The sequence below is a fragment of the uncultured Bifidobacterium sp. genome (assembly GCF_959020155.1).
GTDB lineage: Bacteria > Actinomycetota > Actinomycetes > Actinomycetales > Bifidobacteriaceae > Bifidobacterium.
In genome coordinates this window covers 36,214-60,523 of the sequence record NZ_CAUERC010000001.1, presented here as the reverse complement: position 1 = coordinate 60,523, position 24,310 = coordinate 36,214, and the positions used below count along the sequence as shown (strand labels likewise).

Annotated in this window: 27 protein-coding genes and 1 tRNA gene; 18 read left to right on the top strand and 10 right to left on the bottom strand. The window is 59.9% G+C overall.

Annotated elements, in window-relative coordinates:
* The first annotated feature begins 11 nt into the window (after positions 1-11).
* Complete coding sequence (gene gmk, locus Q5H31_RS00290) at positions 12-602, top strand: guanylate kinase (RefSeq protein WP_007053267.1); 591 nt, start codon at positions 12-14, stop codon at positions 600-602.
* Between the two features lies 1 nt (position 603).
* On the opposite strand, the gene Q5H31_RS00285 is transcribed toward gmk, so the two are convergent.
* On the bottom strand, positions 604-1,311 hold the full coding sequence (locus Q5H31_RS00285) for a PolC-type DNA polymerase III (RefSeq protein WP_007054025.1): 708 nt from the start codon (positions 1,309-1,311) through the stop codon (positions 604-606).
* Positions 1,312-1,457: 146 nt separating this feature from the next.
* Here Q5H31_RS00285 and Q5H31_RS00280 point away from each other — a divergent pair, with 146 nt between their 5' ends.
* Entirely contained in the window at positions 1,458-3,713 is a 2,256-nt protein-coding gene (locus Q5H31_RS00280; RefSeq protein ID WP_302457367.1) for a translation factor GTPase family protein, read from the top strand.
* An 8-nt stretch (positions 3,714-3,721) separates the two neighbouring features.
* On the opposite strand, the gene Q5H31_RS00275 is transcribed toward Q5H31_RS00280, so the two are convergent.
* Entirely contained in the window at positions 3,722-4,372 is a 651-nt protein-coding gene (locus Q5H31_RS00275) for an alpha/beta hydrolase (RefSeq protein ID WP_288648613.1), read from the bottom strand.
* A 227-nt stretch (positions 4,373-4,599) separates the two neighbouring features.
* Here Q5H31_RS00275 and Q5H31_RS00270 point away from each other — a divergent pair, with 227 nt between their 5' ends.
* The 6 genes from Q5H31_RS00270 to Q5H31_RS00245 all read left to right on the top strand — a co-directional run bounded on the left by Q5H31_RS00270 (position 4,600) and on the right by Q5H31_RS00245 (position 9,641).
* Positions 4,600-5,259 carry an amino acid ABC transporter permease gene (locus Q5H31_RS00270; protein WP_007058318.1) on the top strand — a complete coding sequence of 220 codons (660 nt, stop codon included), beginning with the start codon at positions 4,600-4,602 and terminating at the stop codon, positions 5,257-5,259.
* On the top strand, positions 5,246-5,920 hold the full coding sequence (locus Q5H31_RS00265) for an amino acid ABC transporter permease (protein ID WP_007053272.1): 675 nt from the start codon (positions 5,246-5,248) through the stop codon (positions 5,918-5,920). The genes Q5H31_RS00270 and Q5H31_RS00265 overlap by 14 nt, the downstream gene beginning before the upstream one ends.
* Positions 5,913-6,704, top strand: coding sequence for an amino acid ABC transporter ATP-binding protein (locus Q5H31_RS00260; RefSeq protein WP_007054028.1), 792 nt, complete (start codon positions 5,913-5,915; stop codon positions 6,702-6,704). The genes Q5H31_RS00265 and Q5H31_RS00260 overlap by 8 nt, the downstream gene beginning before the upstream one ends.
* Before the next feature lie 65 nt (positions 6,705-6,769).
* On the top strand, positions 6,770-7,672 hold the full coding sequence (locus tag Q5H31_RS00255; RefSeq protein WP_007056925.1) for a cysteine ABC transporter substrate-binding protein: 903 nt from the start codon (positions 6,770-6,772) through the stop codon (positions 7,670-7,672).
* A 234-nt stretch (positions 7,673-7,906) separates the two neighbouring features.
* On the top strand, positions 7,907-9,139 hold the full coding sequence (locus Q5H31_RS00250) for a PLP-dependent aspartate aminotransferase family protein (RefSeq protein WP_013410420.1): 1,233 nt from the start codon (positions 7,907-7,909) through the stop codon (positions 9,137-9,139).
* 250 nt (positions 9,140-9,389) lie between these two features.
* Positions 9,390-9,641, top strand: a complete 252-nt coding sequence (locus Q5H31_RS00245) for a mycoredoxin (protein WP_007054033.1) — start codon at positions 9,390-9,392, stop codon at positions 9,639-9,641.
* A gap of 110 nt (positions 9,642-9,751) precedes the next feature.
* Here Q5H31_RS00245 and Q5H31_RS00240 read toward each other — a convergent pair whose 3' ends face one another.
* Together Q5H31_RS00240 and Q5H31_RS00235 are read right to left on the bottom strand one after the other, a co-directional pair.
* Positions 9,752-9,964 (bottom strand): hypothetical protein, encoded by a 213-nt coding sequence (locus tag Q5H31_RS00240; protein ID WP_007053277.1) that lies wholly within the window; start codon positions 9,962-9,964, stop codon positions 9,752-9,754.
* Positions 9,942-10,085, bottom strand: a complete 144-nt coding sequence (locus Q5H31_RS00235; protein WP_302457377.1) for a hypothetical protein — start codon at positions 10,083-10,085, stop codon at positions 9,942-9,944. Before Q5H31_RS00235 ends, Q5H31_RS00240 begins: the two co-directional genes overlap by 23 nt.
* Between Q5H31_RS00235 and Q5H31_RS00230 the strand changes: the two genes are divergently transcribed.
* The 4 genes from Q5H31_RS00230 to Q5H31_RS00215 all read left to right on the top strand — a co-directional run bounded on the left by Q5H31_RS00230 (position 10,084) and on the right by Q5H31_RS00215 (position 12,076).
* Positions 10,084-10,269, top strand: coding sequence for a hypothetical protein (locus Q5H31_RS00230; protein WP_007054035.1), 186 nt, complete (start codon positions 10,084-10,086; stop codon positions 10,267-10,269). The two genes, Q5H31_RS00235 and Q5H31_RS00230, sit on opposite strands and share 2 nt — an antisense overlap.
* A gap of 58 nt (positions 10,270-10,327) precedes the next feature.
* The gene (locus Q5H31_RS00225) at positions 10,328-10,684 is read left to right on the top strand and encodes an NIL domain-containing protein (protein ID WP_226784190.1); all 357 of its coding nucleotides are present in this window, start codon (positions 10,328-10,330) and stop codon (positions 10,682-10,684) included.
* A gap of 63 nt (positions 10,685-10,747) precedes the next feature.
* Positions 10,748-11,017, top strand: coding sequence for a PLP-dependent transferase (locus tag Q5H31_RS00220; protein ID WP_187400791.1), 270 nt, complete (start codon positions 10,748-10,750; stop codon positions 11,015-11,017).
* Positions 11,018-11,176: 159 nt separating this feature from the next.
* Complete coding sequence (locus Q5H31_RS00215) at positions 11,177-12,076, top strand: SPFH domain-containing protein (protein WP_007053281.1); 900 nt, start codon at positions 11,177-11,179, stop codon at positions 12,074-12,076.
* A 66-nt stretch (positions 12,077-12,142) separates the two neighbouring features.
* Here Q5H31_RS00215 and Q5H31_RS00210 read toward each other — a convergent pair whose 3' ends face one another.
* Both Q5H31_RS00210 and murI read right to left on the bottom strand, forming a co-directional pair.
* Positions 12,143-12,988: a patatin family protein gene (locus tag Q5H31_RS00210; protein WP_008782662.1), complete on the bottom strand. Its 846-nt coding sequence runs from the start codon at positions 12,986-12,988 to the stop codon at positions 12,143-12,145.
* 128 nt (positions 12,989-13,116) lie between these two features.
* Positions 13,117-13,911: a glutamate racemase gene (gene murI, locus Q5H31_RS00205; protein ID WP_007053283.1), complete on the bottom strand. Its 795-nt coding sequence runs from the start codon at positions 13,909-13,911 to the stop codon at positions 13,117-13,119.
* Positions 13,912-14,018: 107 nt separating this feature from the next.
* Here murI and dapF point away from each other — a divergent pair, with 107 nt between their 5' ends.
* The gene (gene dapF, locus Q5H31_RS00200; protein ID WP_007053284.1) at positions 14,019-14,912 is read left to right on the top strand and encodes a diaminopimelate epimerase; all 894 of its coding nucleotides are present in this window, start codon (positions 14,019-14,021) and stop codon (positions 14,910-14,912) included.
* A 5-nt stretch (positions 14,913-14,917) separates the two neighbouring features.
* Here the strand turns inward: dapF and Q5H31_RS00195 are convergent, their stop codons facing one another.
* Positions 14,918-15,655, bottom strand: a complete 738-nt coding sequence (locus tag Q5H31_RS00195; protein WP_187400985.1) for a vitamin K epoxide reductase family protein — start codon at positions 15,653-15,655, stop codon at positions 14,918-14,920.
* Between the two features lie 137 nt (positions 15,656-15,792).
* Here Q5H31_RS00195 and Q5H31_RS00190 point away from each other — a divergent pair, with 137 nt between their 5' ends.
* Entirely contained in the window at positions 15,793-16,686 is an 894-nt protein-coding gene (locus tag Q5H31_RS00190; RefSeq protein WP_007053286.1) for a PHP domain-containing protein, read from the top strand.
* 60 nt (positions 16,687-16,746) lie between these two features.
* Here Q5H31_RS00190 and Q5H31_RS00185 read toward each other — a convergent pair whose 3' ends face one another.
* Together Q5H31_RS00185 and Q5H31_RS00180 are read right to left on the bottom strand one after the other, a co-directional pair.
* On the bottom strand, positions 16,747-16,971 hold the full coding sequence (locus tag Q5H31_RS00185) for a DUF3107 domain-containing protein (protein WP_007054042.1): 225 nt from the start codon (positions 16,969-16,971) through the stop codon (positions 16,747-16,749).
* 148 nt (positions 16,972-17,119) lie between these two features.
* Positions 17,120-18,775 (bottom strand): phosphotransferase, encoded by a 1,656-nt coding sequence (locus Q5H31_RS00180; RefSeq protein WP_007054043.1) that lies wholly within the window; start codon positions 18,773-18,775, stop codon positions 17,120-17,122.
* A 145-nt stretch (positions 18,776-18,920) separates the two neighbouring features.
* Here Q5H31_RS00180 and Q5H31_RS00175 point away from each other — a divergent pair, with 145 nt between their 5' ends.
* Positions 18,921-20,495 carry an ATP-dependent helicase gene (locus tag Q5H31_RS00175; protein WP_007054044.1) on the top strand — a complete coding sequence of 525 codons (1,575 nt, stop codon included), beginning with the start codon at positions 18,921-18,923 and terminating at the stop codon, positions 20,493-20,495.
* A 69-nt stretch (positions 20,496-20,564) separates the two neighbouring features.
* Here the strand turns inward: Q5H31_RS00175 and Q5H31_RS00170 are convergent, their stop codons facing one another.
* The gene (locus Q5H31_RS00170; protein WP_007054045.1) at positions 20,565-22,310 is read right to left on the bottom strand and encodes a zinc-dependent metalloprotease; all 1,746 of its coding nucleotides are present in this window, start codon (positions 22,308-22,310) and stop codon (positions 20,565-20,567) included.
* Between the two features lie 220 nt (positions 22,311-22,530).
* On the opposite strand from Q5H31_RS00170, the gene Q5H31_RS00165 reads away from it, so the two are divergent.
* The 3 genes from Q5H31_RS00165 to Q5H31_RS00155 all read left to right on the top strand — a co-directional run bounded on the left by Q5H31_RS00165 (position 22,531) and on the right by Q5H31_RS00155 (position 24,181).
* Positions 22,531-23,412, top strand: a complete 882-nt coding sequence (locus tag Q5H31_RS00165; protein ID WP_014485489.1) for a S16 family serine protease — start codon at positions 22,531-22,533, stop codon at positions 23,410-23,412.
* A gap of 115 nt (positions 23,413-23,527) precedes the next feature.
* Positions 23,528-23,944 (top strand): DUF3052 domain-containing protein, encoded by a 417-nt coding sequence (locus tag Q5H31_RS00160; protein ID WP_007058705.1) that lies wholly within the window; start codon positions 23,528-23,530, stop codon positions 23,942-23,944.
* A 163-nt stretch (positions 23,945-24,107) separates the two neighbouring features.
* Positions 24,108-24,181 (top strand) — tRNA-Val (locus Q5H31_RS00155).
* Positions 24,182-24,310: the final 129 nt, after the last annotated feature.

Here is a 24,310-nt window from a genome sequence, read left to right as displayed (position 1 = left end):
CGGAGGAACCCATGACTGAAAACACCCATGCTGGCCGTCTAATCGTCCTGACTGGCCCCACCGCAGTAGGTAAGGGCACCGTGGAAGCCAAGCTGCGCGCCGACCACCCCGAAGTGTGGGTGTCCGTCTCCGCCACCACACGCGCTCCGCGCCCGGGCGAGGTTGATGGCGTCAACTATTGGTTCCTCACTGAAGACGAGTTCCTGGCCCGTGAGGCGGCCGGTGAGTTCCTGGAAACTGCAGTGGTGCACGGCATGGCCCATTATGGCACCTTGTTGAAGCCTGTGGAGGAACATCTGGCCGCCGGTGTGCCCACGATTCTGGAAATCGACCTGCAGGGTGCCCGCCGCGTCAAGCAGCGCGCCGCCGAGCTCGACCTCGAAGTGGTGTACGTGTTCATCGCGCCGCCAAGCTTCGAAGAGCTCGAGCGCCGCCTGATCGGCCGCGGCACCGAAACCGCCGAACAGCAGGCCCGTCGCTTGGAGACCGCCAAGGTGGAGCTCGCCGCCGAAAGCGAATTCGACGTCACCATCGTCAACGAAACCGTCGATCAGGCCGCTGCCGACCTCTGGTCCGTCATCGCCAAGGAATACGGGCTGTAAACTACCTCTTTACCACCAACTGCTGGTGGAGGATTTCGGCGCTGTTTTTGGCCGGCGCCTGCTTCCAGCGGATTGCTTCGGTTTCGTGATGCTCGGTGACGTAATGCCGCATCCATTCGAAGCACTGCTGGGTTTGGATGGCATCGCTTAATGCGCGGTGCTCCTCATTGTCCGCGATGCCGAAGCGTACGATCAGGTCGGCCAGACGGTGATGCCGCTGCGCGGGGAACAGGGCGCGGCTGATCTGCATCGTGTCATAATCCGCGCAGGCAAAGCCGCAGCCGGCGATATGCCGGGTGTTGTAATCCAGGAATCGCAGATCGAAGCTGACGTTATGGCCGACAATCGGCTCAACGGCGGGACCGGCAGCCGGGGTAGCGAGCCATGCGATGAATCGGGGAAGCACCTCGTCAATCGGATCGAGATCGGCCACCATCGCATCGGTGATGCCGGTCAGCGTGGTGATCTGACGCGGAATCGGCCGCAAGGGATTCACCAGCTGCTGGAATTGATCGACGATATGCCCCTCCCGCACGCGCACGGCACCGATTTCCGTGATGGCGCAACTGTTCGGGTAAAAGCCGGTGGTCTCCAAATCCAGCGCCACATAATCGGTGGGGAAGACGGCATCGTCCATGGCGATTCGCCCGCCGGCACCATGATTGGGCTGGGATGGTTGGCCGAAAACGGTAATGCCGGAAGTGGTCACGGAGGCTCCTCATATCAGTCGGTGTTCGGTGACTTATTGTACCGGCAGCCCGGTCTGTCGGTACAATTTTTCCCTCCCGGATTTTCTCGGATATATTGGTTAGGCGGCCGGCAATTGCGCGGCGCATCGGGAAGGGAGCACAGCTGATGAAACAGATAGTGGCAGGCATCGTGGCGCATGTGGACGCGGGCAAGACCACGCTGTCCGAGGCTCTGCTCTACCGTACCGGTGAGATCCGCAAATTGGGGCGAGTGGATCACGGCGATGCGTTTCTGGACACCAATTCCTTGGAGAAGGCGCGAGGCATCACGATTTTCGCGCACCAGGCATTGGTGGAACACGGCGACCTGCGCCTGACCTTGCTGGATACGCCGGGGCACGTGGACTTCGCAGCCGAAACCGAACGTGTGCTGCGTGTGCTTGATTACGCGATTCTTGTGGTCTCCGGCACGGATGGCGTGCAAGGCCATACCGAGACACTATGGCGTCTGCTGGCCAGATACGGTGTGCCGACGTTCATCTTCGTCAACAAGTGCGACGCCGCCGGATTCGACCGCGAGGCCATTCTGGCACAGTTGCGCAAACGCCTGAGCGATGCGATATATCCGCTGCCGGCAATGGAGCAGTCCACTGAGGGCAGCGCGGTACCGTTGGACGCGCTTGCCGAGGATATCGCCACCCTGGACGAGGAGGCGATGAACGACTATCTGGAACATGGCGCGCTGTCCGTGGACAGATTGCGATCGATGATCGCCGTGCGCGAGCTGTTCCCCGTATATTTCGGCTCGGCATTGAAACTCGAAGGAGTCGAGGAATTCCTGGACGGGCTGGAGACGTTCACCCGCGAACGTGAATGGCCGGCCGCCTTCGCCGCACGCGTGTTCAAAATCGCCCACGACGGCCAGCACAACCGTATGACGTGGCTGCGCGTCACCGGCGGTGCGCTCAAAGCCAAGGAGATCGTCTCTTCATCCTCGTGCGCCGCGGCGTCGACAGCACCGTCGCCGGTACAGGGGGATGATGGCACGGTATGGTCCGAGAAAGTCGATCAGGTGCGCGTCTACAATGGCGCCAAATTCGAGACGGTCACCGAGATACCTGCCGGATCGGTGTGTGCGGTGACCGGACTGACGCGGACCTTCCCCGGCGAAGGGCTGGGAGCGGAACCGGACGCCGAATCACCGTCGCTGCAACCCGTGTTGACCTACACGGTGTTGCCCGCCGGAGCGGAATCCGATACGGCCGGCACCTCGGGAGCGGCCAAACGCGGTGGCGCCGGCCATAACAGCGTGAATCAGGACGATGCCGAGCATGATGCCGCCAAGTCGGGAACCGGCCGCAATGAGGAGAACGACACCGCTCGCCAGACCGCGGCGGACAATAGCTCGCCGGCCCGTCCCCAGTTCGATGATCTGACCTTGCATAAGGTCATCACCGCATTGCGTGAGCTGGAAGACGAAGACCCGTTGTTGCATGTGGTGTGGGTGGAACGGCTGGCCGAGATTCATGTGCAATTGATGGGCGCAGTCCAGCTGGAGATCATCCAGCAGACCCTGCACGACCGGTTCGGTCTGGATGTGTCGTTTGGCCCCGGCTCCATCCTGTACCGTGAGACCATCACTGCGCCAATCGAAGGCGCAGGTCATTTCGAGCCGCTCCGTCATTATGCCGAAGCACATATCCTGCTGGAACCAGGGGAGCCGGGCAGCGGAGTCACTGTGGCCTCGGCCCTGTCCGAAAATGATTTGGACCGCAATTGGCAACGGCTGATTCTGACCCATCTGACCGAGCGTGAGCATCTCGGTGTGCTCGTTGGCGCGCCGCTCACCGATATCAAGATGACTTTGGTGGCTGGCCGCGCGCATCTGAAGCATACCGAAGGCGGCGACTTCCGCCAAGCCACCTATCGTGCGATTCGTCAGGGGCTTATGGAAGCCAGAGCTGGAGTCAGTGGCCGGCCCGAGACGCCGGTCGAGAGCCGTCCGGACACCGCAGGGGAGGGCAACTGCCGACTGCTGGAACCGTGGTACCGGTTCCGGCTCGAAGTGCCAGCAGACATGATCGGCCGTGCCATGAGCGACATCCAGCGCATGGCCGGCACCTTCGAATCCCCGGTCACCGATGGCGAATACGCCGTGATCGAAGGCGAGGCGCCGGTGTCCGAGATGCGCGACTATGCGATGGACGTGAACCAGTACACGCACGGCCATGGCCGTTTCTCCGCCACTTTCGGCGGCTGCAAGCCATGCCATGACGCCGAACAGATCATCGCAGCCGCCGCTTACGATCCCGAAGCAGATCTGGACAACACCCCCGACTCGGTCTTCTGCGCCCACGGTGCCGGCTACCCCGTCAAATGGTATAAGGTCCCTGAATTCGCCCACGTAGACTACGCCATGTGAGGTGGTGACTACCAAATCTGCGGCCGAATGAATCCGTTGGTCTCCAAGAACCGTTGAATATCGCGCATTTCCGGCATATTAATGGAATGGGCCATGCCCGGATACACTTGTTCGGTCAACGTGCCGTGCTCGTGCCAGAACTCACCCATCGCCGTCACATCGGCTTTCGGGAAGATGTCGTCTGCAGCACCATGCCCGTAGAACACCGGCGGCTTCAACGCAGCCAATTCGGCATCGCCCGCAACGGACCCCGGTGCCAGCCATCCAGAGCAGGAGACGGCTGCGGCATATCGCTTCGGATTGAAACGCAGCAGATGCGCGGCCAAGAGGCCGCCCTGCGAGAATCCCATGGCAACCACCGGCCGAGTGGCGGGAATATGCTCCGCAACCCATGCATCAATGGCTTGGGCGGCTTCAGTCGCCTGCTTGTCTAATGATTCGCCCTCCGGCACACCTTCATGCGCCCACGCACCGAACCATGTATATCCCATGCCATAGGCGATGGGTGCCTGCAAACTGGCATAATCAGCCGAACCGGCACCGCAATAGTTCAGCAGATCGGGCAAATCGTATTCATTGGAACCCCAGCCGTGCAACAGCACGAACACCGGAGCGGTTTCGGGACCGGTCAAACGGGTCAGAGCTTTGGTGATCTTCATAGCCTCAGTGTATCCACCGTTTGGGCGACAATAATGCCCTGATGTTCGCCCATCGAGTAACGTCCCATAAGTAATGCGTATAGCGCAGCGGCCGTGCCACGTGTTCTGATACTCTACGATGACACGGCAGGGGGACAGGTATGTTCGGCCCCCGAAATCGTACATGGGTGGCTAAGACCGTTTATGCGCAGGAGAAGAAACGAGAAGCAAAGGAAGGAGCGCGCCCAATGACATTCGATTGGTCGTTCGTGCAGCGTTACGCGCCTTTCTTCGTCAACGGCACATTGATGACCTTATTCATATCCGTGTTTGGCATATTGCTTGCCATCGCGGTGGGTCTGGTCTGCGCTGGCGTGGAAATCGCGCGTATCCCGGTCGCCCGGCAAATCGTGAGAATCTACATCGAACTCAGCCGCAATACGCCATTGCTGGTACAGCTGTACTTTCTGTACTTCGGCCTGCCCAAACTCGGCGTAGTATGGTCCGCCGAAACCTGCGCGATAGTCGGCCTTGGATTCTTGGGCGGTTCCTACATGGCCGAGGCAATGCGCGGCGGATTGGAAGCGGTGCCCAACGTGCAGCGCGAAACCGCGTACGTGCTGGGACTGACTTCCACGCAAACCATCACCCGAGTCATTCTGCCGCAAGCAGTGTCCACCGCCATTCCCGGCGTAGTGGCCAATGTGATCTTCCTGTTTAAGGAATCGAGCGTCGTCTCCGCCATTGCGCTCGCCGACGTGATGTACATGGCCAAGGATCTGATCGGCATGTATTACAGCACCTATGAGTCGTTGTTCATGCTGGTCGTGGCCTATCTGGTGATTCTGCTGCCGATTTCCATCTTCGGCACATGGTTGGAGCGGAGGTTCGATTATGAGCGGCGCTGAAATACTGCTCCAGCCAGGCGTATTCCCACGTCTGTTGCAAGGCCTGTGGGTCACCGTGTGGATAGCCGGCGTATCCGTAGGCGCGTCCATCCCGGTCGGCCTGTTGATGGGCTGGTTGATGACGCTGAAGAATCCCGTGATCCGGGCCGCGATGCGCATCTACCTCGACTTCATCCGCATTATGCCTCAGCTGGCGTTGCTGTTCCTTGCCTACTACGGTTTTGCTCGATGGTTCGATTGGAATCTCGATGCCACCGGTGCCTGCGTGCTGGTGTTCATCCTGTGGGGAGGCGCCGAGCTGGGCGATCTGGTGCGTGGCGCATTGCAGTCGATTCCCAAAGTGCAGTACGAATCGAGCTACGTACTGGGGTTGAGCCCGTGGCAGACCTTCTCCCGGGTGATTCTGCCGCAGGCTGTTCGCCGTATGCTGCCGGCATCCGTAAACTTGGCGACACGTATCGTCAAAACGACATCATTGGCCGTGCTGCTCGGTGTGGTCGAGGTCATCAAGGTCGGCCAGCAGATTATCGACGCGAACCGATTCCAGTTCCCGACCGGAACCTTGTGGATTTATGGCGTGATTTTCTTTATGTACTTCATCGTGTGCTGGCCGCTGTCCATTGTGGCCCGCCGACTGGAAAAGAGGTGGTCGAATGACTGAACCCGAAACGACCTGCAAGGGTTTCGAGGTGAATCATCTGGTCAAACAGTATGCGAATGCCGACAAGCCGGTGCTGGATGACATCTCCTTCAAGGTGGAGCATGGTTCGGTGCTCGTGGTGCTGGGTCCTTCCGGCTCGGGCAAGTCGACGCTGCTGCGCACCATCGCCGGTCTGGAACCGATTCAGGGCGGCACGATTTCCATCAACAATCAGGTGATCGATGCCGGCAAGCCTGGCACGGAACGAGCCGGACGATCCGACCGGTCCAGTGAACTGCGCACGCGTATCGGCATGGTGTTCCAAAGCTACGATTTGTTCCCGAATAAAACGGTGCTCGGCAACATCACCATGGCGCCGGTGCTCGTGCAGAAACGCGATAAGTCCGAGGTGGAGGCTGAAGCGATCCGGTTGCTTGGCCGCGTGGGACTTGCCGATCGCAAGGACTCTTGGCCGCACGAATTGTCCGGCGGTCAGCGCCAGCGTGTGGCCATTTGCCGTGCGCTGATTCTGCACCCGGAAGTACTGCTGCTCGATGAGATTACGGCGGCTCTCGACCCCGAAATGGTGCGTGAAGTGCTCGACGTGGTGCTCGAACTGGCCAAGTCCGGGCAGACGATGCTTATCGTCACCCACGAAATGCAGTTCGCGCGAGCCATCGCCGACCACATCATCTTGCTGGACGGCGGGCACATCGTCGAGGAATCGTATGATGCGCAGGCGTTCTTCGAACACCCGCAAACCGAACGTGCGCAGCAGTTCCTGCACACCTTCGAATTCGAGTGATTCGATTGTGTCATATCGACGTATTTGAGAAGAAATATCAATAACAACAAGAGAAGGAGAACCCAATGAGTATCAAGGTTGGGAAATCATTCAAAGCACTGATTGCCGCAGGCGCGGCATTGGTAATGGCGGCGTCCATGGCCGCATGCGGTCCGTCGGCAGGCACCCCGAGCGAAGCGAAGTCCTCCGACACGGGCACCAGCTCCAGCGCCAACGCCAAGGCCCGCAGCCTCGACGAGATCAAGAAGAGCGGCAAGATCAAGATTGCCGTCTTCTCCGACAAGGCGCCATTCGGCTACGTGGACAAGGACGGCAAGTACCAGGGCTATGACGTCTACTTCGCCGAACAGCTGGCCAAGGATCTGGGTGTGGAGCCGGAATACACGTCGGTCGACCCGGCCGCCCGTGTGGACGTGCTCACCTCCAACAAGGTCGATCTGGTGCTCGCCAACTTCACCGTCACCGATGAGCGCAAGGAGAAGGTCGACTTCGCCAAGCCGTACATGAAGGTGGCGCTTGGTGTGGTCTCCCCGGAGAGCGCCCAGATCACCGATGTCAGCCAGCTCGACGGCAAGACCCTGATCATCGCTAAGGGCACCACCGCCGAAACCTGGTTCGAGAAGAACGCGCCGAACGTCAAGCTGCAGAAGTACGACCAGTACGCCGATGCCTACAACGCGCTGCTGGACGGCCGTGGTGACGCCTTCTCCACCGACAACACCGAGGTGCTCGCCTGGGCCAAGTCCAACAAGGGCTTCAAGGTCGGCATCACCCACCTTGGTGACGACGACACCATCGCGCCCGCAGTGCAGAAGGGCAACACCGAACTGCTGAACTTCGTGAACGACGAGATCGTCAAGCTCGGCAAAGACAACTTCTTCCACAAGGATTACCAGGAGACTCTGGAGCCGGTCTACGGCAACGAAGTCAACCCCGATGACATCGTGGTAGAAGGCGGAGCCGTCTGACGGACAGTCCGGTGGACTGTCCGTAGGCGACGCCGAGCCGCGGCAGCGGCGAGGTGTGTTGGGCCGGTCGTCAGGCCGTCCATTCTTGCAGGACGGAGAGGTCTGATATACCCGTCCATAACCAACACATATAGCAACGCCGGCCTTCGGGCCGGCGTTTTGCGTTAAGGTCGTAATCGTGCCGCGCGGGGAACGGCTTCGCGCAGATGACGCAACACTTTAAGGGGGTGCGCAATGACCAGGTTCAATACTCAGCTCGTCCACGGACTGCCGGTTGGAGACAACAACACCGGAGCCGTGAACCCGCCGATCTACAATTCAACGACATATGCTTTCGAGAGGGTCGACGCGATGCCCCGTTACGACTATGCGCGCAGCGGCAATCCCACACGTGACTTCCTGGAACAGCAGATCGCCCAGCTCGAGCAGGGAACGCGTGGTTTTGCGTTCGCCTCCGGTCTCGCGGCGATCCACGCGGTGCTGAGCATTTTCAAGCCCGGCGACCGCATCGTGGTCGGTGACAATATTTATGGCGGATCGTATTCCCAGCTCAATGAGTTCTTCACTCGCTGGGGAATCATCGTTGAGGCCGTCGACACTCAGGACATCGCAGCATTGGAGGCCGCCGTCAAGGGCGACCGCGCGAACGGCATCGTGCCTGCCCAAGCCGTCTACTTTGAAACCCTGACCAATCCTCTACTCAAGGTGAACGACGTGCGCGCCATCTCCACGGTGGCCCACCGTTTCGGGGCGCTTTCGATTGTGGATAACACGTTCGTGACCCCGTATCTGCAGAAGCCGCTTGCTTTGGGTGCCGATGTGGTGATTCACTCCGCCACCAAGTATCTGGCCGGTCATTCTGATGTGAACGCCGGTCTGGTGGTCGTTTCCGGTGAGGATCTGGCGAGCCGCGTGTACTTCGCGCAGAACCGTTTGGGTGGTGTGTTGGCTCCTGCTGAGTGCGACGCGGTGCGCCGCGGCATTCAGACGCTGGCCCTTCGCATGGATCGTCAGCAGGAGAATGCCAATGCCATCGCCCGCTACCTGCTGGTGCATCCGCTGGTTAAGGCGGTGCATTACCCGGGTCTGCCCGGCGCAGGCGACCAGCGTCTGGCTGCCAAAGGTCTCAAGGGGGTCGGTGGCGTGTTGAGCTTCGAGGTCGTGCCTGGCGTTGATCCGGCTGACGTGCTCAACAACCTGCACCTGTTCCGTCTTGCTGTGTCGTTGGGTGCGGTGGAGTCTCTTGCCGAGCTGCCGTGTCGTATGACGCATTTCGAACTGCCTCGCGAGGAGCGTCTGAAGATCGGCATCACCGATGAATTGGTGCGTCTCGCCGTTGGCATCGAGGACGCCAACGATCTGATCGAAGATCTCGGCCAGGCGTTCGATATCGCTTACGCCCGTTACATCGATCGGCATGCCGACTTCGACGTGTTCCAACAGCTGACTTCGGGGGTGTTTGCCTGATCTAATACTTTTCTGCCTATTTTTCTACTCCTGGGGAGCGGCGTCGGTTGTGCCACACCGGCGCCGCTTTTTTTATGCTCTGGTTCCGCCTCCGCTGGCAGAGGGCTGTCGGCGTAGCCGACTGGGGGTGGTTAAGCGGACCGCCCGCATTATGCCAACCGCGATATCACAGCATCCCCGTTACGATGAATACGGTTTGATAGTGCACCGCGTAAAAGTCAAGCGCGGCGGAACAAAGAAAGGACCTGATATGACCATCGACGTCTACGGTGCCACATGGTGCGGCGACTGCCGCCAGGCAAAGAACACTCTCGACAAACTGGGCGCGGCATACACTTGGCACAACATCGAGGAAGAGGAAGGTGCCGCCGACCGTGCCGTGGCGATCAGCGGCCAGATGCACATTCCGGTGGTGCGGTACGATGACGGCTCGTTCCAAGTGGAACCCTCTGCAGTGGATATCAGGAACAAGCTGCAGGAGCTGGGGCTGCTGGCTGACTAGGAATCCGTGGTCTGAGCTGCATAAGGCGTGCGTCATCGATCGGTCTTGATGGCGCACGTCTTATCTGTTTATGCGGATCAGAGAGTAGGGGGCTTACGCTTCGGTGCCCACTACTGTTCCAGTTGCCGGGCTTTGACCCCAATGCGATTTCGGTAGTCGGCAAGCATATTGGCAAGCGTAACTTCCCTCATGGAATCCGACATGGCTTTGGCCACTGGAGCATACGCATCTTTGAGAACGTCGTGGATATTCCGAGCCACGGGGCATGTGTGATTCCCTCTCTCGTGGATGCCGATCACATCATCGAGGTTCGTGGATTCCACTGCCTGATGGATATCGAGCAGAGTGATTTCCTTGGGGGGTGCGGGCAAGTTCGGCGCCGCCGGTTCCGCGTGCCACTGTGATGAGCCCCGCGCGTTTGAGCGCTCCCAAGGCGTTACGAATGCTGACGGCGTTCGTCCCGGTGCTTTCGGAGAGCAGCGCGCTGGGCGCCGATCGTTATTTCGACTATCGCATCGAGAACTATGCTGAAGCTCTTTCTGACGCACCGGTTGACCATGTCATCGACACCTTAGGCGAAACGGCAAAGTTGTTATCCGGATGGAGTGACCGAGCGTCTTTGCGCTGATTGCTGATTTGATATGCGTTATCGCCAGATATGAAAAGAGAACCATGACTCCCTTTTGATGAGATTGTCTGAAGGTCAACGATTGGTCCGGATGCAATATGTGTCCAAGGAAGTTTCTGAAGCGTTGGTGTCGCAAATTACTAAAGGGTTCGGCATCGATGTCAACATAATCTTTGGAGATATCGACATCGTCGCGGATACCCCGATAGGGGGCATCGTGGCCATTTTCGATGGTGAACCGGTACGGATTGACGCGGCTTTGAATTATTTGAGGCAGCGTAATATTGCGGCCGAGGTGCTGAAAGAGGGCTGGGCAGCTTGGTGTGTTCCGGCATTCGGCGGATATTCTATAGCCATTGCTTATAAGCGCGCATTGACAATTGCGATACCGATGTGCCGGTGTCGCGTACCATGACTTGCTAAGTTCGGGAATAGAGTCGAGCCCGCCACAATAGAGCGGCATGAGGAAGAAGGATTAATGGACGTTGATTTCCGAACGCAAGCCATCCACGCCGGCTACGAGCCGCTGGATAACGGCCGTGCCGCTGTGCCGCCAATCTATGCCTCGGCCGCATTCGACCTGGGTGACGCGGCGCGCGGCGATGCGCTCGCGGGCGGTGACATCGACGGCTTCGAGTACTCCCGTGTGGCCAATCCCACTGTCGATGCACTGGAAAAGCGGCTTGCCGCGCTGGGGGACGGTATCGGCGCCGTGGCTGTCGGCTCAGGCATGGCCGCAGCATACTGATTGGATGCCGCACTTTTTTATAAGAAGCCAGCATGCACACATAGTGAACAGTTGTACACATATGCGTACGATGTCTACCGCTTTGTTTTGAACGCTGATACGATGGAAATCACGAGTCGAGGCCGAGGGCGGTTTCGACGTGGGTGAAGGGAAAACATCATGGCCGTATTCTTTGCTGGTCCGCTGATTATCATCGTGCTACTCATCGTGCTGCTGAGTGCCGCACTCTTCGTCGTGCCGCAGCAGCAGGCCTACATCATTGAGCGATTCGGCAAGTTCCTTAAGGTCCAGTTCGCCGGCATCCATATCCGCATCCCGTTCGTGGACCGCATCGCCATGAAAACCAACATGCGTGTCAACCAGCTTAACGTGCAGCTGGAAACCAAGACTCTTGACAACGTGTTCGTCACCGTGGTGGCCTCCACCCAGTTCCGCGTGAACCCGAACGATGTGGCCACCGCCTACTACGAGCTGCGTGACCCGGCCGGTCAGCTGCGCTCCTACATGGAGGACGCGCTGCGTTCCGCTATCCCCGCACTGTCTTTGGATGATGCCTTTGCTCGCAAGGACGATGTGGCGTTCGACGTGCAGAAGACCGTGGGCGCCGAAATGAGCCGTTTCGGCTTCACCGTGGTCAAGACGCTGATCACCGCCATCGACCCGAGCCCACAGGTCAAGAACGCGATGGACTCCATCAATGCCGCCCAGCGTGAAAAGGAAGCCACCCGTCAGCGTGCCGAGGCCCAGCGTATCCAGATCGAGACCCAAGCCGCCGCCGATGCGGAGAAGACTCGCTTGCAGGGTGAGGGCCAGGCCAATTACCGCCGCGAGATCGCCAACGGTATCGTCGACCAGATCAAGAGTCTGCAGGCTGTGGGCATGAACATCAACGACGTGAACAACGTGGTGCTGTTCAACCAGTACCTCGACGTGATGCGCTCGCTGTCCGAATCGAACAACACCAAGACCGTGGTGCTGCCCGCCTCCACGCCCGGCGGTTATCAGGATCTCTACGAGCAGGTCACCAAGGCCATGCTCACCGCTTCCGAGACGAAGTAATCACCCCGTTTGCGAATCCCCATCCATCGATAGTGAAGCCCCTCCAAGCGAGGGACTTCACTATCGCTATGCCTGAAGGAATGCCGGAATGGCCTCGGCCGCCGCGTATCCCTTGCGATACATCATTTCCAGACCCTCGAAGTTCTTTTTTAGGGTGTTGAGGCCATAGAGGTCTTCCGGGGCGAGAATCAGCACGCGGCCTTCTGCCTCGTAATGCTTGGCGAGTTCGAGTTCGTCGTTGTAGGTCTTGTAGCGCATGCGCAGCTTCTCGGCCGCGGCGGGGTGGGAGCGTTCGAGGATGCGGGCCGGAGCCAAATCCTTCTGCTGCTTGCGCACTTCGTCACGCAAGCGGGACAGAATCAGAATCACGCGATCGTAGCCGTCCTCCAGCGCCTTCTGCACCGGCACCGGATCGGCGATGCCGCCATCGAAATACGGCACACCATCCACCACATACGGCTCGCAGGCCACCGGCACGGCGGACGAAGCCTTGATGATGTCGAAATCATCAAAACGCACGCGCGATTTGTCGAAGTACTTGGTCGAGCCGTCCTCGGCATTGCAGGCCACCACGGTGAACCCGGTCTCATTGGCCTCGAACGCCGCGAAATCCAACGGATTCTCGCCATCGTGATTGCTCAGCGTGCCGTAGATGTAGTCGAGGTTGGCAAAGTTGTGGTTCTTGAAGAAGCTTTCCGCACTCGCGTACTCCTTGCGGAAGGCGTACTTGGTGTAGAAGGTGTGGTTGCGGCCGTGCTGGCGTGCGATGAATGAGGTCATATTGGCCGCGCCGGCGGAAACGCCGTAGCACATATCCACGTCGATGCCGTCCTCCAGCATGCGGTCCATAACACCACAGCCGAAAATCGCGCGGAACCCGCCGCCGACATCAATCATCGCCGTCTTTGTCATACCAACCCCCTGTTCACTTGAATCTGGTATGAGCTTACGCGTGCTGCACGGACAACGATATGGGCAGTGTGCTGTGAATTTGTCTGGTTCTTCCTTGGCTTCCCTCAGAGAGGGGAGCCAAGAACGGCTCATACGTTCAGCAATTTGCGTGACAACTCGGCAATCCGTTCGGACGGATCGGAATTGGCGAGCTCCACGCCGCCGGTCGCGTCTTCGGGTGCCAGTTTGCCCAGGGACTCCAACACCACGCCCAGATGGCGCACGGTACCCTCATTGCCGTCGATGACAGCAGCCCGTTCGGGCAGCAGCTCGCGGAAGTAGTCGCGGTAGAACACGAAATGCGTGCAGCCCAGCACCACCGAGTCGATATGCTCCATGTCGTACTGGTCGAAGTAGCCGTGCAGCGTGCGCATCACCAGGTCATGGTCGCCGAGCCGCCCGGATTCCACGATCTCCACCAAGTCGGGGCAAGGCTCCTTGAAAATCGTGTTGTTGGAATCGAATCGATCCATCAGTTTGGCGAACTTCCGCTCACGCAAGGTCAGGGGAGTGGCCGCCACAATCACCCTCTGGGGAATATGATGCGGGTCGGAAGGCACGTCACCACGGTCGCACGCCACTTTCAGGGCCGGCTCCATGCCGATGATCGGAATATCGTAGTGTTCGCGCAAATCGTTCACCGCGGCGGAAGTGGCGGTGTTGCATGCGATGACCACGGCCTTGACGCCTTGACGCACGAACCGTTCGACAATATCGAAACTCAGGGCCCTCACTTGTTCAGGCGTCTTGATGCCGTACGGTGCGTTGGCCGAATCACCAAAATACAGCACATGCTCGGCCGGCATATCCTTGGCGATTTGGCGAGCCACGGAAATACCGCCAAGACCCGAATCGAATACGCCGATTGGAGCCGAAGAGCTCATGCCTGAATCCTCCCTATAGCCATGCCTGCAACCGTATGTTGCCGCGACCGATCACAAAGCCGATTGTTTTGCGGTGTTGTTTCGCTCCCTAGAGTACTCTGAAAGCCATGAGTCTTCCGCAACGAGTAACCAAGACACACGCAACCGGCAATGATTTCGTGGTATACCTCGACAAGTCCGGCAAATTCGAGCCTACCGCCGATGAGGTCCGATTCCTGTGCGACCGTCACTTCGGCATTGGCGGTGACGGCCTGATTCGCCTGACACGGCCTGATTTCGTGTCTGATTTAAGCGATGATCAGCTTTCGGACGTACTGGCCGGGGGCACGAAATGGTTCATGGACTATCGCAATGCGGATGGATCGTTGGCGGAGATGTGCGGCAACGGTACACGCGCCATCACCTTGTTCGCTCAGCGTGAGGGTGTGGCCGACTCCACCGAGCCGTTCCGCCTCGGCACCCGTGCCGGCGTCAAGATTCTGACGCCACGCGGCAATATGAGGCCGTACGGAGCCAACGTGTTCCAGGTCGAAATGGGGGAGTGGAAGATCGGCGAAACCGACGCCTACGAGGTCACCATCCCCGGCACTGAGGGCTCGGCGCGCGGTACGTTCGTGGATATGGGCAACCCGCATGTGGTCGCGGTGATCGAGGATGCCTTCGCGTCCCTGCCAGTGGTTGAATCACTGGATTTGGTCACCAAACCAGTGGTGGCTCCGGTCATCGAATCCGACCAGAACGTGGAATTCGTGCGGGTCGACGACATCGACCAGAACACCGGCGTGGGTGAAGCCACGATGCGCGTCAACGAACGTGGCTGCGGCGAAACCCTGTCCTGCGGCACCGGCCTGTGCGCCACAGGCATTGTGCTGCGGGCCAAGACCGGCATCAGCCACTGGGACATCACCGTACGTGGCGGTACCCTGCGCGTGGACGTCACCGACAGCGACGTAAAGCTGACCGGAGCAGCCACGCTGGTCGCCGATATCGATTTGTTGTAAAGGAATCAGGCAGCGAACAGGGCCGCGCCTTCGGTGACGATGATGAGTACCACGATCGCCACGATCCACAGTATATCGACCATGAGGTCGATGTTGAGGCGGTAATACTTATTGAGTCCGGCCGGCACCATTGCGACCTCAGCCTCACCGTCGCTATCATCAGCCGCCACAGCCTTACGCGACGGCAATCCCTGCACGGCCACGGTCGCATGGCTCAACGCCATGAACTGGATGGTGGTGGAGAACATCAGGGTCAGGCACCACGGGCACAGCGCGTGAATCACGAACAGCGACTGCGTGCTCAGCCAGTACGAGTAAGCCAAAGCGGCCAGTCCGCCCAGCCACGTGCAGGTCGCGAACCAACGCGGCACCTTCACACGCGCCAGACCGATCACCGCGATGGTAACGAACACCGATTCGGCGGCGATGCCGAAGAACGCGTTCGGATAGCTCAGCCCGCCGAACTTCGCGATTTCCGCCTGCCAGGACTGGGCCACCGCCGAACAGGACACCGCCGAGTTCAGATCGCAGCCGAGCGCGGACTCCGGATGCCGAGCCAATTGCAAAGTCTCAGCGGACAGAATGAGCGAGGCCCCCAACGCCACTGCCGAGGCAATCAGCATGATGAGATATGTCCAAGTGGCACTGTGGCGCCATCCAATCAACGGTCGTGCCTCCGCCAAGCCAAGCGGCGTGGTGTTCGTGGTGCTGGATGATGTGTCGGTTGCGGTGTTACGAGTCATCATGTCCCTTTCGATAGCGCTGCGCTCCAGATTAGCCTCTGCGGTTGTCAGCTGGGTGCCGAATGTCTGGTTTCGGCCGTTGGCAGAAGGTGACGACCTGTCTGCGCCTTGCGTGGGAATGCTGAAATGAGGTTACGATGGAAGGTATGACTGGATATGTGATGCCTTTGGAACCGCCCGCCGTCGGGTGGGACATCCACTGCCATACCGCCTTCTCGGATGGCACGGAAACGCCGGCCACGTTGGCCGAACAATCCAAGGCATTGGGACTCAAGGGCGTGGCCATTTCCGATCATGACACCACCGCCGGCTGGCCGGAGGCCGAAGCCGCGGCTCATAGGGTCGGTTTGCCGTTGCTCCGCGGCACCGAGATCACCGCCACGGATGAGAACGTCTCCGTGCACATGCTCGGCTACCAGTATGATCCCACGAATCAGCACATCACGGACTTGTTCGCCAATACTCGAGCCGCACGGTTGCAACGCACGCAGCGCATGGTCGAATTGTTGTCTCGTGATTATCCGATTACCTGGCAATCCGTGCTCGCCCAAGTCAAGGAGGGTGGCAAAACCACCATTGGCCGGCCTCACATCGCTGATGCTTTGGTGAGTGCCGGCGTATATCGGACTCGTTCGGAAGCGTTTGCGGATGCGGTCAGCGCCTCATCCAAATACTATATTCCCACGCCTTCGCCGACCTCTCATGAAGTGGTGGCCGCCGTCAAGGGAGCAGGCGGTGTGATTCTGATCGCCCATGCCGGTGATGTGAGCCGTAACCGCAGACTGTTGTCCGATGACCAGATCGAGGCATTGATCAGCGAAGGACTGGACGGGCTGGAGGTATGGCACCGTGGCAATTCACCGGAGCAACGAGAACGGCTGCTCACCATCTGCCGCCGGCACCAGCTGCTGGTCACCGGTGGGTCTGACTGGCATGGCAAAGGCAAACCGAACAAACTGGGGGAGAACCTCACCGACGAGGCCACTGTCGAAGAGATCGTTCATCGCGGCGTGCTTCCGCTATATCGGTGATTCAGCAATACAAAAGCGGCCTTGAGATAATGCCCAAGGCCGCTTATGCGCGATTCATGGTCACAGCGTGCCGAAGCCGACGGCGTGCTTGGTTTCGGAGCCGATGATCGCGTAACCGAGTGCCTTGGCGGGCACGATGATGCGACGGCCCTTGTCATCGGTCAGATCGATCGTCGCGTTGTCGGCCACGGCCTGCGCGATGGCCTGGCTCACATTGTCGGCTGATTCGTCGGTGCTGAAGTTCACCGGTCGTGCCACGTTCTGAATGCCCAGTTCGATATCCATATAAGGCTCCTTGTTCTGCCGTCTTTGTGACGAACATCATGGTAAGTGGCCGTCGCCGGCCGAGGTTCTGTACTCTATTGTGCCGCGTGTCTGCGTCGTCATGTGCGGTGTTACGCGCTCGGCGTGGCGCGGAACACCGCACACGACATTATTTGGATGATGTGGACGATTCGGCCAGCGGATTGCCCTCGCTGTCATACCCGTCCAACCCGGCACGGGCATCGCGCAGAGCGCGTTCTTCCCGCTCCAACAGCGGAATCACCGTGGTTTGGGCACTCGAGGCTCCGTACTGAACGAGACTGTCCGGAGTATCGTCATTCACCGCATCGTCGGTCGGGGCGGCGGATTGAGACGCAGGGGAAGCGTCGGTTGACGTCGTGCCGCTATGCCCGTTCATACTGAGGAGCTCCTTCAGCGTGATCGTCACCGAAGAATGGGAAGCGCCATGTGAGGGCTGCGGTTTGGTCGATCCCGTACCGGTTGCGATGCCGGAGACATTCGCTTGCGGGTGATTGGCGGTCCGGTCAGCATCGGGTTCGACTTCCGGGGTAAGATCCACGTCGCCAGCGGCCACGATGTCAGCGGAACCGGTGCGATCGGGATCGGGCGTGTCGTCCGAGACCTCGGCCGCCGCGGTACCGGTGTCGGACTGCTGCGGTTGTGCGGGTGCCTGATGACGGTCGTCCTGCAACAATGTGCCGACGGTGATTGTGGAAGGCAAACCGGGCTTCGTTGACGAGGCGGCGGCCGACCCTGCGGCTGGGGCCGGTGCCGGAGTGTGCTTGATCACGCCCAACTGGTGTGCGAGTCGTTCGACCTGTGCCTTGAACTGCATGATGTGATCGTTGTCCGCACGGTTCAACGCCTGAATGAATTCGCCCACCTGTTCCATCTGCAGCCACAGGTTGGCCCTGAGCATGATGAGATCGTCAAGTCGAGAGCCCATCATGCGGCCGTATGCGGAAAGCACGGCGTTGCGATGGGATTCGTCGAGCTTGCCGAAAATCCAGGCAAGGTCTCGTGCCGGATCGTTGACCTGCATATCCTGCCAGTTGGTCACCGTGGTGATGGTGGAACCGGAGAACAGGAAGTCGCCGTCGGAAAATCCGCCGTGAACCGTGCAGGTGGAGAACGACCACAATCCCTCGGTGTCCATGATGCGCGCCCAGCTGTCGGTGATTTCTTGGGGAACATGGCCGGCGGAGCGTAAGCGGCGAATCCAGGCGGTCAGCTGCGAACGAATCTGACCGGTGGTAACTACCGGATATTTGGCATTGGCCAGAAAAGTCGAAGGCAGGCGATGAATGGCTCCGATGGCGGTGCCGACGGCCGCGCAGTCATCCAATGTCAACAGGTCGAGAGGCCGCGCCTGGCCATCACGGTGGACGGCAATCATCACGGTCGTCTCGCCTGTGGGACCGGGCTTGCGCGGGGTCAGCGGTGTGGACTCCGCCTGGGTCTGCTGCCCCACGGCCTGTGCGGTGGCCGTCTGGCCGGGTCGGGAAACGTCTCCCGGGGCGAACGCGACCACACGGTCCATATCGAAGCCGAGGCCACCAGGCTCGCGCGCGGCTGCCAGTGTCTGCGCCGCTTTCACACGGCGAATCAGACGCGTACGCCCTTCCTTGGTGTCAGTGGCGTATACGTCGTACAACTTGCCTGAGGCATCTTGGATCACGGTCTGATCGATGCCTTTGGCCTCGTCGGTTGCGCTGGCCTGCACGTTCTCGCGTACGCCGGCCACCCCCAGATTCGGCAGGACGGCTGAGGCGAGTGCCGCCAACATATAATCGCTACGTTTCATCACCCTTCCACACTAATACATCCGTGGCGATTCGCACCGCAGAATGACACGCAAAACGCATGATTCTGGCGATGTTTTGTCGTGAGCCCGATTCAGCCATAGGCATGAGTCGTGCCGTGAGCGCGAATCGTGCCACAATGGACGCATGGAACAGGCGCAGGGGATTCTTGAGGGGCTCGATGAGCGGCAGCGTACCGCCGCGACTACGTTGCAAGGGCCGGTGCGCATTATCGCCGGCGCAGGTGCCGGTAAAACACGCACGGTCACGCGGCGAATCGCCTATGCCTGCGCCACCGGGGCATGGAAGCCGGAGCGGGTGCTTGCCGTCACCTTTTCGGTAAAAGCGGCGGCGGAAATGCGCGCACGATTGGGCCAGCTCGGCGTAGGGGGAGGTACTGGACGTTCCGGTTCGGGTGCGGGAACTGCCGGAGTCACGGCCGCGACCTTCCACTCAGCGGCATTGCATCAGCTCAACAGCGTCTGGGCAGACATATGCGAGGCTCCATTTCCGCATGTGATCGAAGATCAGCGTGACGTCGTCTCCCGCGCGATCATCCGCGCCACCGCACGTACCGATGCCGATCCGCTGACCGTTCGCGATGTGCTCGCCGAAATCAATTGGGCCAAAATCTCGTTGGTGGCGGTGGAAGATTATGCCCGGGCATGTGCCATCGCCCATAGGCAGCCGCCCGCCGGACTCGACACCGCTCGGTTCGCCGACGTCTACAGCGCCTACGAGCAGGAAAAGACCTCGCGTGGCGAAATCGATTTTGACGATATTCTGTTGCTCGTATGCCATATCATGGATGGTTTTCCCGAAGCCGCCGCCCAAATTCGTTCCACCATCGGCTGGCTCACCGTCGACGAGTATCAGGACGTCTCGCCCCTGCAACACAGGCTGCTGACCCTGTGGCTGGGCGGGGGAGGGCCTGACGGCAAGAGCGCAATGAACCGCAACGTATGCGTCGTGGGCGATCCGGCCCAGACCATCTACTCGTTTGCCGGTGCTTCCAGCTGGGATCTGCTGCGTTTCGCCGATGAATTCGGGCCGCTCGCCGCCGATGTCAATCTCAACACCGACTATCGTTCGACGCCGGAAGTCGTGAACCTCGCCAACCGGGTGCTTGCGGCCGCGCCGAACCGTGAGGATTACCTGAAACTGGTTTCCGCCCGTGAATCCGGTCCGCGCGTTACCCGAACCGCTTATGAGAGCGATATGGAAGAGGCACAGGGCGTGGCGGCACGCATAGCCCGGTTGGTTGCCAACGGGGCCAAGCCGTCCGATTGCGCGATCCTCACCCGCATCAACGCCCAACAGCCGGTATTCGGTGCCGCCTTGCGCGCTGCGAGACTGAAATATCGCGTCCGCAAGGATTCGGGATGGCAATCATCCGCGCTCGCCGACGATGCCGCGTCCAAACGCGCACTATTGGAGGCGATGGGTTTGGACGCCACCGGACTTGCCGCAAACGACGATCTCGGGGTTACGATTTCCACGATCCACGCATCCAAGGGTCTGGAATTCAAGCACGTGTTTCTGATCGGCTGTTCGGAAGGGCTCTTGCCGTATGGTTCGCCGGAAACGGGGGATGCGCTGGAAGAGGAACGCCGGCTTATGTATGTGGGCATCACCCGAGCTGAGGATTCGCTGCATTTGTCGTATGCACGGACCAAGGATGGTTATGGAGCGCAGCGCAGACGCCCATCACGATTTTTGTGACGGGCGTCTGTAATGCATACTGAATGCTCCTGAACGTTCAGGAGCGGGAATTGGCTGAAGGCCGGTTGACTATGCCTGCGTATCCTCCGAGTTGCCGTTTTCACCGTCTTCGCCATCTTCGCCGAGCAGCTTGGACAGTTCGGCATCCCAATCGATATCGCCGGTCTTGCCATCTGCGGCAGGGTGAGAAGCGGAACCGTTGGCATCGGAAGAAGAACCTGAAGGGGCGTCGGATGACGGAGACGCGCCATCTGCGGGCTTGTCGCCAGGCAGCGAAGGCAGCAGATCGGGATGCGTCCACTTGGCGTCACGGCCTTCAGGGCCTTCGGCGGCGGTGATCATCTCCCATATCCCGGTGGCCTCGCGCATGCGCTTGGGACGCAGCTGCAAACCGAGCAGACTTTCGAACGTACGCTCGGCGGGGCCACCCATCGCGCGCTCGCGGCGCATCATCTCACGCAACTGTTCGATATGAGGCAGATGGGCCATACCGGCGCGCCACACCACGCAATCCACCCAGCCCTCGACCATCGCCAGCAGCGATTCCAGCGAAGCCAGCGCCTCGCGCTGTTCGGGAGTGTCGGGGATGCCGACCTTGGTGAGATTCACCGCGCCGGAAATCGACTCCGGATCCATCGACGTGGCGTCACGCAGCTGTTCCTCCATCGCATCCAGATCGATGGAGATGCCGCGTGCGTACTTGCCGATGAGCGCCTCGAAACGCGGCATCAGCCACGGTACCGAGGCGTACAGGCGGGCGTGAGCCATTTCCTGCAGGGCCAGGAAGGAAAGCACTTCAGATTCGGGGATTTTCTCGGTGGTCTCGAATCCGGAGAGCGCAGCCTCGAACGCGGCGGCGTCGGCGGCATCGGCGGAAGCATCAGAGCCGGAGACTTGGGCGGTACCGTCAGTTGCCGGAGTATCGCTGTTGCCGGCCGAAGTGAAGCCAATGGGATTGGCAGAAGCGTCGGTGGATGTGGAGAACGGATTGACCGAGTCGGTTGAAGTGCCGGCCGTGTCGGCCTCGGCCGCAGAAGCCTCACCGTTCAGCATCTTCGCGTATTCGGTGGCGTTCTGGGCAATCAGTCCACCAGCCGGGTTCTTCAGCAACGCGATGCCCTGATCGAAGCTGCCATGCACTTCATGGCTCAGATTGCCGGCCGCATGCCCCAACTGCATGGCAAAGGACGTGTTGCCCAGCAGCTTCATCAGTTGGGCTGGGTCTTTCATACCGTCGGGAATCGGAATCGGCACCGGTCCGGCGAACATGCCGGCAATCTCGCCATCGCCGAACGCGCCGCCAAGACGCTCCGAAATCACCGAAGCCAAAGCGTCGTTCATCGACTCGGCCACAGGAGCTGCGAACTTCGCCCACTGGTCGATGGTGCCCTCCACCCAGCCGGCGCGGGTCAGCACATCCGGATCGCCGGGTGCGGGATTGAACTCGCAGGCGGTATCCAGCCACAGGTTCGCCTCACTCATCGCGCGGCGAGCCGCCTCGCCATCCACGGCGGACACGCTGGATGCAGAACCGGAGGCGTTGGCCTGCTGCAAGGCAATCGACTTGGCGAGCTTGACGTTGATCGGCCCTTCCTCGACAGTGCGCTGCATATCACCCATCGTGTTGAGTCCGCCGGCGCTGAACGCGGCCATCATCTGCTGGACTTCAGATGGATTGGGCAGTCGGCTGGGGTCCTGACTCATCAGCTGTTCACGGATCTCCTCAGGCAACTGGCTGATCTGCTGCCAGGCCATCTCACCCTGAATGGGGCCGAAGCATTTGATCAGCCACTCGTGAATCGCGTTGTCGTCCATGCGTATCCTTCTTTGCCGCGGTGTGTTACCCCAAGTGTAGGGTCTGCCCGGGCCTGTTCGCTTGTGGCCGAGCATTATTTTCGGTTTATGTTCGTTTTCGGCCGATTTCGGCCCTCCGCTTACACTGTAGGGTATGTTTGCACGCCACAGGAATCAGGAACCAGACCTCGTCCAGGAGCAGGAGAGCCCGACTGCGGATTCGGAAGCGGGAGATGAGCACATGCCATCGTTCGAAGTGAAGCATGATTCGCGCCTATCTCGTGGAATCAGCCGTGCTCGGGCCTATGCGGCCGCTCGTTCGAAACGCCATTTCGTCGGTGCATTCGCCGTGTTGCTTGGTGTGGTGATTCTGCTGCTGCCCAGCCCGTACGTCATCGAGATGCCCGGACCCACCCAGGATGTGCTGGGCAAAGTTGAGGATGGTGCGGTTATCGACATCACTGGTACCGGCGTGACGACGTATAAGGATTCCGGCAAGCTGCTGCTGACCACGGTGAACGCGTCCGGCGTGCCCGGGTACCCGATCATCAACGCGCAGGCCGTCTGGGGTTGGGGCAATCCGCAGGTGGAGGTCATGCCGCGTGAGGCCACGGTACCGGTGGGCCAGAGTGCGGACCAGTATCAGAAGAAAGTCGAACAAGACATGGCCGGTTCCCAGGATTCGGCCAGTGCCGTCGGTCTGGCGTATGCCAAAGCCCATGCGGACGAACTGGACATTGACGCCAGTGCATTGCAACACGCCAAGGTGACGATGCACGTGGACAGCATCGGCGGGCCGTCCGCAGGCATGATGTACACGCTCGGTCTCATCGACAAACTCACCCCCGCCAACGAGAGCGGCGGCAAGACCATCGCCGGCACCGGCACCATAGACAAGGACGGCAAAGTCGGCAGAATCGGCGGCATAGAGCTGAAGATGCTTGGCGCCAAGCGCGATGGCGCCACATGGTTCCTGGCCCCCGCGTCGAATTGTTCGGATGTGGCAGGCCGCGTGCCGGATGGTCTGCGCGACGTCAAGGTCGCCACGCTGAACGAGGCGTATCAGGCGTTGGTGGCCATCGGCAAGGGGCAGGCCGACGATTTGCCTCATTGCGAGGCATGACACGCGCGGCCAGTCGTTGTTTCTGGTGAGACGACTCGCATGGGTCTGCCCACAATGCGGCGATTTTCGGCCGCGTTAACGCATTTGTTCGCGAAGACTTGCTAATGTGTCCCCTGTGAATCAAACGGCATCACAGAACGCTGAAGAATTTGGTTTCGAGCCCGGCGATATCGTCCAGGAGTGGCTCTGGGACGACGACGTGGACGATTCCATTCGTGCCCAGATTGAAGAGCTCACGGGCGAGGATCTCGTGGACGAGGACTACGACTCCGCTGTGGACGGCGTCATCGTATGGTGGCGCGACGGCGATGATGAGGACGAATTGTCCGATACGATCGTTGACGCCTACGCGGTACTGGGCAATGACGGCCCGCTGTGGATACTGACTCCCAAGCCCGGCCGCCCGGGTGCCACCAGCTCATCCACCGTGCAGTCCGCCGCACAGACCGCCGGTATGAACGCCGCCACCCCGCTGACCGTCAGCTCGGACTGGAACGGCATCCGCCTGCGCGCATTCGGCAAGGGCCGCTGATAAGCCTCAATCAATACGCTTGACTTTAAGCGTGTTGACCGGCGTCGTGTGCTGCGTAGTGCTGCTGGGCGTGACTGAATGTCATCGCGATTGAGCGCTACGGCACGCGTATGCGACACCACGTGTCGCGTAGTGCCGGCCATACGCTATTGTTGTCATTTGCGGGCAATTAGCTCAGTTGGTTAGAGCGCCACCTTTACACGGTGGATGTCGGGGGTTCGAGTCCCTCATTGCCCACTTTCATTTTTCATCGCTTCATGGAATCCCCTCATTCCACGGATATAGGCTGTGACGATATTCCCTGACAGTCTTCGGCAAGGGTTCTGAAATCTCAATGAGATGCGTGCAGAAGGAAACCGGCAGTAC